Source organism: Phycisphaerae bacterium (assembly GCA_024102815.1).
GTDB lineage: Bacteria > Planctomycetota > Phycisphaerae > UBA1845 > UBA1845 > JAGFJJ01.
This window is the reverse complement of record JAGFJJ010000063.1, coordinates 26,062-35,221: the sequence shown is the minus strand read 5'-3', so window position 1 is coordinate 35,221 and position 9,160 is coordinate 26,062. Positions and strand designations below refer to the sequence as shown.

General features: G+C 59.6%; 11 protein-coding genes. All 11 read right to left on the bottom strand.

All coding sequences use genetic code 11. The annotated features are described in order from the left end of the window. Positions 1-138, bottom strand: a 138-nt coding sequence (locus tag J5J06_15590) for a helix-turn-helix domain-containing protein (GenBank protein MCO6438513.1), incomplete at its 3' end; no start/stop codon positions are given. A gap of 129 nt (positions 139-267) precedes the next feature. Further along, complete coding sequence (locus J5J06_15585; protein MCO6438512.1) at positions 268-783, bottom strand: hypothetical protein; 516 nt, start codon at positions 781-783, stop codon at positions 268-270. Then, entirely contained in the window at positions 773-2,656 is a 1,884-nt protein-coding gene (locus J5J06_15580) for a VWA domain-containing protein (protein ID MCO6438511.1), read from the bottom strand. Before J5J06_15580 ends, J5J06_15585 begins: the two co-directional genes overlap by 11 nt. A 99-nt stretch (positions 2,657-2,755) precedes the next feature. After that, on the bottom strand, positions 2,756-3,844 hold the full coding sequence (locus J5J06_15575) for an AAA family ATPase (GenBank protein MCO6438510.1): 1,089 nt from the start codon (positions 3,842-3,844) through the stop codon (positions 2,756-2,758). Positions 3,845-3,960: 116 nt separating this feature from the next. Next, positions 3,961-5,589, bottom strand: a complete 1,629-nt coding sequence (locus tag J5J06_15570; GenBank protein MCO6438509.1) for an ATP-binding protein — start codon at positions 5,587-5,589, stop codon at positions 3,961-3,963. Continuing rightward, positions 5,586-5,894: a hypothetical protein gene (locus J5J06_15565; GenBank protein ID MCO6438508.1), complete on the bottom strand. Its 309-nt coding sequence runs from the start codon at positions 5,892-5,894 to the stop codon at positions 5,586-5,588. Before J5J06_15565 ends, J5J06_15570 begins: the two co-directional genes overlap by 4 nt. Before the next feature lie 593 nt (positions 5,895-6,487). After that, on the bottom strand, positions 6,488-6,823 hold the full coding sequence (locus J5J06_15560; GenBank protein ID MCO6438507.1) for a DUF2958 domain-containing protein: 336 nt from the start codon (positions 6,821-6,823) through the stop codon (positions 6,488-6,490). A 918-nt stretch (positions 6,824-7,741) separates the two neighbouring features. Continuing rightward, positions 7,742-8,158: a hypothetical protein gene (locus tag J5J06_15555; protein ID MCO6438506.1), complete on the bottom strand. Its 417-nt coding sequence runs from the start codon at positions 8,156-8,158 to the stop codon at positions 7,742-7,744. Then, positions 8,155-8,547 carry a hypothetical protein gene (locus J5J06_15550; GenBank protein ID MCO6438505.1) on the bottom strand — a complete coding sequence of 131 codons (393 nt, stop codon included), beginning with the start codon at positions 8,545-8,547 and terminating at the stop codon, positions 8,155-8,157. Before J5J06_15550 ends, J5J06_15555 begins: the two co-directional genes overlap by 4 nt. Continuing rightward, positions 8,483-8,845 carry a hypothetical protein gene (locus J5J06_15545; protein ID MCO6438504.1) on the bottom strand — a complete coding sequence of 121 codons (363 nt, stop codon included), beginning with the start codon at positions 8,843-8,845 and terminating at the stop codon, positions 8,483-8,485. Before J5J06_15545 ends, J5J06_15550 begins: the two co-directional genes overlap by 65 nt. Positions 8,846-8,886: 41 nt before the next feature. Continuing rightward, positions 8,887-9,090: a hypothetical protein gene (locus J5J06_15540; GenBank protein MCO6438503.1), complete on the bottom strand. Its 204-nt coding sequence runs from the start codon at positions 9,088-9,090 to the stop codon at positions 8,887-8,889. Positions 9,091-9,160 lie beyond the last annotated feature (70 nt).

The following is a 9,160-nucleotide window of genomic DNA, read 5'->3' as shown; positions in this document are numbered from 1 at the left end:
CTTTTTCCACTGGGACACGGCCCCCGGGGTCACGCCGAGGACCTCGGCCACCTCGACACCGGGCATTCCTTTGTCCAGCAGCGTCATGGCTCGCAGGCGACGCCGCTCCAACTCCTCCGCTGTGCCTGGGGGTCTCATGCATGACAATATCGGTTCAAGCAATACACTTTATTTACCCGATCAATGGTCAATAATACTCTTCATGATTCTCACCTCGTTTTTCCGGAAGCACACGCTCCGCAGCGCAGTATGTGCTTCCTCCATGTTTCAGGCCTTCGGCTGCCAGAACAGCCACCCGTTGGTTACACCACCACCCCGGCCCAAGCCGTGGTCCTGCCGATACGCTTCCGTCGCTTCAAGCGCGGCGCGCGTCGGTGTGATACACAAGTGTCCGTTCGCCGCGCCCGACGTGAGCAGGATGCTTCGTCCACTCTTGACCTGCGGGTTCTCAACAACTTCCGCCGTGAATTCCGCGGTTCCAATTCGGCCCGCCAACTCCGTCCCGACCGGCCACCAGGTGTGCTTAGCACGCTCTACGCCCACACAAGCGGTGGAAATCTTGGACTCGCGAGTGCGGCCCCGTTCGTACTCACCTGCGGAAGAGCTCGGTGACGTTTGCCTCGAATCGTTCGCAGCCCGGCCGCGTGCTTGCCTGTCCCCAACAAGTCGCGTTGCCGCACCAGGCGCCAATCGAGTGGTTTCTGCACCCTTCAGAAACTCGATGTCGGCGGCTGTCAGCTCGTTCGCGACATCCAACATCAACTTCGTTCGTTCATCCAACATGGCGAAATCCCTTCATAAGCGTCCGGCTCAGCAGCTTGCACAGCTCAGCCGGAAGTTCTTCGATTCGATGGACCACAATCGTGTCCGCCACGATCGCGCGCAAGCTTTCATCGTTGATCCCTACGCCAACCAGCTCAATTCCGGTCTTGATTGCCTGCTCGGCCACAAACTGTGCATGCCGAACAGCGGCGTCATCGCAGGCCTCGCAGCCGGCGCGGCCGTCGGTCAGCACCACGAGAATTCGCCGACTCTCCGGTCGTTGAATTAGGCGGCGTGCGGCTATTTGCATGCCTTCGCCAAGTGGCGTCAGGCCGGTACCGCTGATCGTAGGCAAGCGGCGCAAGCCGGTCTTGACCGGCTCGTTGAATTGCTTGACCACGCCGATCTCGAGATTCGCGAAACGGCTGTAGCGCATGCGCATTTCGGTCGGGTCCTGGTCTGTCTCCTGAGCGACTCTGAACAAGTCGAAGTCCCGGCCCGTCGTGAATGTGATCGCCTCCGTGGCCACCTTCAAGTCCGCAAGTGCCTCCAGCAGGACTCGCAGCGCATCACGGGCGACTTCCATCTTGTTTCGCGTCATGCTGCCCGAAGCATCGAGCAGTATCGAAACTGCGGTCGACCGGCCCTGCACCATAGCGCGCGTTCGAAACACATCAACGCGAGGCCTGTCCATGCAGAGCCGGTGCAGTGTCTTGGGCGACAACCGCCCACGTACTTGCTCATCGCGCCACCAACGTTTCTCCTGCGACCGCAGCGCGTTTGCTAGACCTCGGCGAAGCCGACGGATCACATCTGTATGACGGTTCCGCAACTCGGCCACCTCGCGCTCGCCGGCAAAAGCAATCGGCTGTACGCGATCCAGCTCCCTGGTGTAGACGCGATACTCGGAGTTTGTGTTGAGTTGAGCGACATGCTCCGCAATTGCCTCAGCTACGATCTCGCCGATCCAACCGCCGTGGTTGATCTCGCGTGGCCCTCCATCGCCGTCTGCCGATTCGGCGGCTTTACCTTGTGCCGAACCAGATTCGGGCGTGGTTGTGCTGCGGACGTCCATATCGGAGGATCCGTCCGCCGTCGAGTCATCGCGGTCCGGATCGGTATCATCCGAAGGCGGTTCTCCCGTCCCGCCGCCGACGTCTTCCTTACTGTTGACTTCGGCTGAAGACGCAGGCAGGGGCGACTCGGATCCGCTATCGCTTGACGTAGCCGGATCACTCCGGGCAGTCGCGCCCTCCTCTGTTCCAGACGTTTCAGGATTGTCGCTATCGGATCCACTTGGCGCGCCCGCTTTGGTCGGCGGCTGTTGCTTCACCCAACGATCGAGGACTTGCCCCGCTAGGTCAGCAGCGCCGTCGGTATCGTGGATTGCTGGAAACCATGCGAACAAGTCCTCGTAGCCCGCGACAAGCTCTTCGAGGCCAAGCATGTCTTGATGGTGCGACAGCTTCAAATAGACCGCCGTACAGAACTTGCCGAACGCGTCGCGCTGTCCAACAAGTTGCACGATTCGATCTCGGATCTGTCGAAACATCGCATCCAGGTTCGCACGCACGCCGGGCCAGCGTTCCATCGCACGGCGTTCGATCAACGCATCTTCGACCACGTTAAGCATGGCCTCGCATCCGGGATGTCGCTGCGAGAATCGTTTCACGACCCCGAAATCCGAGAACGCCACATGGGCCATTTCATGGTCCAGGAAACCGACCACCATACGTTCGAGGGCCTCGTCCATCGGTTCCGGAAGCGACGGCAGGACGATCTGCCTTCCGTCCGTCCAGGCCTCCTCTCCGCGGCAGATCACGCGAACGCCGAACTGATCGGTCAACGTACGAGCCAGCCGCTCAAGCTGGCTTTCGAAGGGATTGAGATTCATGTTCTCTGACTCCTTGCGATGCGCGTAAGAAAAGGGTTGCGCCCGCCGCATCGCCATTGCGGGCGCAACCCTTCCTGGTTCAATCTCTTCGCTTGGCGCTTAGGAACCCGTGACCTTCTGCGCCAGGGGACCGACGTGATGATCAAAGGTCTCGCGGATGACTTTGACGTCCTCCGGCGGGACCTTGTTGAGCACGCAAACTTTAAGCGCCCGATCGAACTCGTTTCCGCGATCCAGCCGAGCACAGAGCGCCAGCAAGCGTCGCGTGCTCAGCACCGTGGTTAGCTGTTCTTCGGCGTGCGCCTTCCTCAGATCCCCGGCCGATTTGACCATGCACTTGATCAGGTCCTTGTTCAGTCCGGGGTGGCGGGCGCGCAGCAGTTCGATTTCTTGCTTGGGGGGTAGGTGGTCCATGCGCACTACCACGTCCCAGCGATCGAGCCAGCTGAAGTTGAGCACGTGCGTTCCACTGGAATAGAGTCCGGTATCGGATCCAAAGCCCAGTGTGTTGGCCGTAGCGATCAGCCGAAATTCCGGATGCGGTGCGATGTCCTCACCGATGTCCGTGAGCAGAAGATGTCCGCCGGGCTCGAGCACCTGCTGAAGAACGAAGCCGACCTCAGGTTGCATGGCGTCGACTTCGTCCAGCTGGAGGATCTGACCCTGTTCCAATGCCTGGGGCAGGATGCCTTTGACGAAGACGGTCTCCTTCCGTTCGTTGACGGTCCAGTGTCCGACGAAGTCGCCTACGCTGGTCTCGCCGTTGAGCGAGACACGCCGGACCGGCCGCTGTGTGAGCGCGCCGATTTGCCGAACCAGCGAACTCTTGCCCGTGCCGCTAGGGCCATAGATGAACACGCGTTCGTTGTGCTCCATCGCCTCGGCCACGTCCCGGCAGGGCTCCGTCCACACGAACGTCGGATCTTCCCGCGGAACAAGCGGGTGCTCGATGCCGAAGCTCGCGGTCATTGCAGAGCCGGCCACATCAATCTGGTACCGCAAGATTCCTGCATGCCGGTTGACTTTGCGATCACGCAAGAACGTACCGAACTCGGCTGTCGCCAGGGCTTGTTCTGGAAACTGCGCCTGAATCGCCTCGGGTTCGACGTTATGCTCGTTCCGCAAATGCGGAATGAGTGTCAATTTCTCCGATCGCCCACAGAGCGGGCACTTCAGATGATCAGCCATAAGTTTTCTCCTGATGAAAAGCAACCCGGCGGCCGAACGATCCCTGCGCGCGCAGGGAATCCACGTCGTTCAGTCACGCCGGGTTTCTGATTACGGTCGGGTTGCCTGGGGGCAGGCTACGAAGGGGTGGCGGGCGGGGGTTGGATAGATTTCGTTGTTCCGTCTGCGAAATGAATGTCGACGGTTCCGGTCGAAGCGATGTTCACCGATTGCCATTCCGGTGTGATGCGACAGGTGGCGTCCAGCAGCGCTGCGCGAAGATGCTCGTCCGGTCCGACCATGTCGCGCCAGAAGCGATCCAACTCCTGCTCGAACTGCTCCGCCTGTGTATCGTAGGTGTCGCCGTCCTCGCACCAGCCGCCAAGGTGATGCCAGATTTCCGAGGCCATCAGTCGCTCCCGAGCCTCGGGCGTGACGCATACCTTGTAGTTCGATGACCACTGGTTCTGTTCATTTGCGGGTAACAAGCCCATGCACACCAGTGATTCAAACACCAAGCCGTCAATCGATCGTACCGAAATGCGAATCGACGCGACACATACGAGCCATTCTGACCACACCGAGTCCTCGTGCAGAACCTTGCCGATCTGAACTTCCACGCTCTCGATCTGACCTATCTTCGCCCATGAGTACCCGTCGTAGGCCTTTCGAATCTCGACCGGTACGAACGGCGTCTCATGCGTGCCAAGCGCCGCGAGAAGATGGACATTGGCCTCGTCAGAGTCTTCTTCAGCGCGGTCCGCATCGAAGCGGTAGCAGCGCTGCAGTGGAAAGTCCTTCGGCGAGTGAACTTCCACCGGCTCCGGTGGCTCATCATTGGAGAGCAGCCCGATCGAGTAGACCGGCTTGGCCTCGGGCAGTTTGATACCCAGATCATGCGCCCGGAGATACTCTTTGTACGGCAGCTCGTGCTCACCTTGGCGTTCTACGAATCGAAAGGCCTCGATCTCGAGCACAGCCTTCAGCGCCTCCAGAGCTTCGTTTTCGATTAGACACGTTCTTGCCGGCAGCATCAGCCGGATTCCGGTCGGTTCGCCGGTCAGGTCCACCAAGTAGTGCAAGCGCTGCACGCTGACTGGATGATAGCCGAACGCAACAACCTGGCCGTGGAAGTTGACCAAAACGTTAGTGCACATCCAGCGTTCGCGCTTCGCCGAGTGATGCCACGGGTTCAGCTGTTCCGACGGCCGCACTTCAATCCGGCAGCCCAGCTCCGAACAATGAGTCGCCGCGTCCGAGACGAACGGCATCCTCGGGCACTCCCGGCCATCCACCGTGACACGTAATCCAGTGAACACAGCGTTGCGATCCACCGCAGCCGAGTCCCAAGGATCGTCACGAAACTGAAGTACCGTGCCTCCGCCGTCCTCAGGATCGTCGATGATCTCTATTGGTCTGCCGGTCCAGCCGTCCTGCTTGATCTCAACCTTCTTGCGCCGCGATCGGATCGTGACCTCGCGCGGTGACAGGCAGAAAATCCCTACGCCGGCCGGATCCTCACTCTCGTCACAGGCGTCGTCCCAGCCTGTGCCGCCAAGATCGAGCAACGTGGAGTAATCCTCGATACCGTTCCCGTTGTCACGGACGGTCACGAGACCGTCCTGGTTTGTAATGTGTACTTCGCTCGCGCCGGCGCGTCGCGCGTTCTGAAGAATCTCGATAACGCGCCCTTCCAGCGTTCCGTTGAATAACCTACTTGCCTTCTGCAGCAGGCGTTCGTTGACAATCGCTCGTATTGTCTTCATGTTCGTATCCTCCGGCATGACTGGTGATCATGAGACGCAGCGCCCATGCCACGCGCCGCGTCTCCGTTCGATGCAGGTTGCATCATCTCCACATCCTCATCCTCCGGATGCGAGTCCAGGAACCGCATGTGGGCGTCCACGTATTCAACCGGTCGCCCGATCCAATCCGAGCCCTCGCAGTTGGCGATCATGCGGAAACAGCTGTTGTCGATCGGAAACGCACCGGGCTCCGCGCCGGCGACAACGATCTCCACACATCCACCACACTGGTTCATCGCCACAACGACACCTTTGCAGCGTCTCATCGGATCACCTCCGCGTTCCCGGTAGCGACAGTCCGTCTTCGCACTCGCTCGCTTTTCGATGACATGAGGCACCTCCATCCTGCCGTGCGTAACCATTCGCCAACGAGCACCGGCCACGGTTTCATCCGATGCTCGCTGCATCGCCCTTAGGCACCATGGTCCCACCTGTTATGCGGTCGCCTGTCGATCTAATTTGCAGAAACGGCGCGGTCCGGGGTCAACCCGTCCGCGAGAGGGCGGGGTTTGAGATCAGAATTGGGCCTTCGCCGCGGGGCCGCGTGCGCGAGGCCTTGTTAAAATCCTGGACATGCGTTAGGGCGTGATCGGCCTTGCACCGAAAACCTGGTCAACTCGGCCGATTGGCGTTCACCACGGGTGGTTGTAGCGGGAACGGCGCCTCCGAGACCGCCTTCTACGGCGTTTTCGCTTCGGAAGGCTCGGAGGGCGAATCCCTTGACAATCGGGCCACTCGTCCAGAAGCCGCCATCGCGGTCGTTTCTCGACGATAACGATGACAATCAGCCAGTTTTGGACGATTCGCACCAAGCGCGACGCCCCACAGAACGGACACCAGGAGTGTCTCCGGTACCACATCATGATTCTACGCTCCTCTCTGCTTCTCGCCGCGCGAACAGCTCGGGAGCGATTTCCGCGAGCGTCTTCGGTTCCCAGTACAGGTCCCGTTCAATGGGCAGCCCCATCGGACCTCGCGCGGACTCAAGCTCGGACAACCTGAAATAGCCCAGCTCCTTCTCGAAGCCGCACGCGAGACCGAAGAAAAGGTCCTCGCCATCAAACTCCGTGGCATACCACGTCCATGCCGAATCCGGTGTGAAGAACTTCGCGAACGCGATCGCGTCGCCACCCTTGTCCTCTTGGGCATACAGTCGAGGCAGCTGCTTCCGCAACGATTTTGTCAGCATCTTCATGCCGCGAGCGACCCCAGCCCGGGGCTTTGTGGCGGAATCGCCGGCATGATCCGGGACCGTTGGAACCACAGTCACCTGTCCCGCCTCGAGCATCAGTACGACCCGGCCGTTGTTGTCACTCATCCACTCTATGTAGGGATACGGAGTGTACGACTCTGGGGCGACACCCGCGGTGATGTTGCCGACGGTTCCAGTCTGACATTCTGCGAACCCCTCCATTTCGTCTTCGGCCTCCAATGCGGTCCCTTGATACGTTCCCGAAAGGGCAAGCTTTCCGCCGCGAATGTCACGGTCGAAGTCGCCCTCCAGATCAACGGTCACGGTTCGGTCAAGTCCCGCAAACCGTAGCCAACCCGTCACCTTTCCAGGCTGGCTGTTGTCCAACTCACCTTCAAGCAAGTACTTGTTTGGTCTCCATGTCATGTTGATACCTCCTTTGCGTGCTCAGGATGGCACGTTCCACGCGCTGAACGTGCCATCCGACGTTTCTGTTCGATGCGCGTGATACGATCGGATCTCCATCTTCGAAGCTGCTTTTCTTGATGTGACGAAGACTCAAGGATTCGAGACATGATTGGCGGTGCCGAATGGCGGCAGAAGAATTCTTGCCAAGCACCAGTCTCGCAATGCTGATGCAAGCTTTTCGTCGATAAATCGAGCGTTAGGTTCATTGAGAGAATCAGCTAATTGAATCTTGGGCTGGCCGTTGGCCAATCCCGGTTTCTCGTCGAGGATCTGCTTCGTGATGACCGTGGGGACAAACCCCGGGTGCTGTCACGTGCGTGAATGATCCTCGGGCAAGGCCCGCGAGACTTCGCGGGATTAACCCTGCCCATGCGCGGTGGCGCTAGTGAGGATTGTGTAGTAGTGAATCGTGAATCGGCGTTCATTTATAATCTTTTCGCTTCTGGCGCAACGTCATGGTCGGAGGAGCTCGGCAAGTGCTGACTCCTTCTGTATCTGTTGCGCCGAATCATTGCGTTTCCAGGTGTCGATCCAATCGGCCAGCCTGCGTAATGCCTGCGACATGCGGCATGACAGTCGCCATCCCGACCGCCCGCCGAAACGGCGGTCCATCCAGCTCACGTGTTCGATCAAGCCGAGGCAGGAGAGCTTGGCGCGGGCCCGCTCCAGCGTACGGCGCGAGATCTCGAATCGCGGTCCAAGATCGGTCAGCCGTGAGCATGGTCCATCAGATGCTCGCAGCGCAAGCAGAATCCGCGCCATGGCGTGTTGCTGATTGCGATTCCCGGGTGCCAACAGCGCGACCATGTCTGTGACATCGTCGATTTTGCGAATGCTGCGGTGACCGAGGACGATCTTCGTTTCCCTCACGGCCTCTCACCTTCGCCAGCTTCCCGCACCGCATCCGGTGGCTTCTGATCCGCCGCCTGGAAGTTGACGCTGTGGGCTACTTCACGCCGCAGCGTGTAGCGTTCCTTGCTGATGCGAATCGCATGGTCCCGCAGCTGCGTACCGAACGTTGTCTCCACCAATAGGATCGTTTCGAACGCGTCCACGTATGCGCGGTTGAACAGGCGCTGGAACCGCCAGCGTACGCCCTGGCGCGACATGCGGAACATCCGATGTACCTTGTCGCCGTACGTTCCACGCAGAACCATGTAGCTGGGTCGGCCCGCGAAGAGCTCCACCCAGAGCTCATGCGATTCCGTCAGCTGCTTCAGTTTCTCCAGAAACTCCTTGTCCTTTTCCGTGAGTACCACGTTGCATCACCATGATCGTGCCGTTCTCCTGCCAAAGTTCGATCTCGCCGGAATGAGCGAGAAACACAATGGCCACAAACCGCCAGATGCGGTCCAATCGCGTGTTGTTTTCGAACTGCGGCAGCGTGTCGAATGGAACTTCGATCGGGCCAATATGATTGAGTACATGCCCCTGGTAACGCGTCAGGTCGAAACCTGTTCGAAGCAGTGGCAGCCAAGCCGCGATGTCCGGCGCCGATACGAGACCATCAAGGGCCTCAAGCAGACCGGGGATTTCGCCAAGGGAGGCAGGCGCCACACAAGCTTCTTCCGAACGAGGCGGTACAAGCATCGGTTTCGTCAGATCCTGATGCTCACGAGCCCGTTTGCGGGACTCCGCCATCCGCTCACGAAAATACTCGCGATCGAACGCAGGTAGGTCATAAACGAATCGGGACCGTACGTCTCGGCCGCATTGTCGACACACGTAGCGGCGGATTCGCAGACGCACACGTCCGCCGCAGCCCGTGCATTGTTGAAACGAGACAGTAGGATCGAACTCATGCTGGCACGTTGTGCACTGGCACCGGCTTTCGCCGATCATGCGCAGCGAGGCTTCGCAGCGAGGGCAGAC

Coding starts and splice junctions, on each gene's coding strand:
- J5J06_15580 (MCO6438511.1), bottom strand. CDS start 2,656: ATGAATCTCAATCCCTTCGAAAGCCAGCTTGAGCGGCTGGCTCGTACG.
- J5J06_15565 (MCO6438508.1), bottom strand. CDS start 5,894: ATGAGACGCTGCAAAGGTGTCGTTGTGGCGATGAACCAGTGTGGTGGA.
- J5J06_15570 (MCO6438509.1), bottom strand. CDS start 5,589: ATGAAGACAATACGAGCGATTGTCAACGAACGCCTGCTGCAGAAGGCA.
- J5J06_15585 (MCO6438512.1), bottom strand. CDS start 783: ATGTTGGATGAACGAACGAAGTTGATGTTGGATGTCGCGAACGAGCTG.
- J5J06_15560 (MCO6438507.1), bottom strand. CDS start 6,823: ATGAAGATGCTGACAAAATCGTTGCGGAAGCAGCTGCCTCGACTGTAT.
- J5J06_15540 (MCO6438503.1), bottom strand. CDS start 9,090: ATGAGTTCGATCCTACTGTCTCGTTTCAACAATGCACGGGCTGCGGCG.
- J5J06_15575 (MCO6438510.1), bottom strand. CDS start 3,844: ATGGCTGATCATCTGAAGTGCCCGCTCTGTGGGCGATCGGAGAAATTG.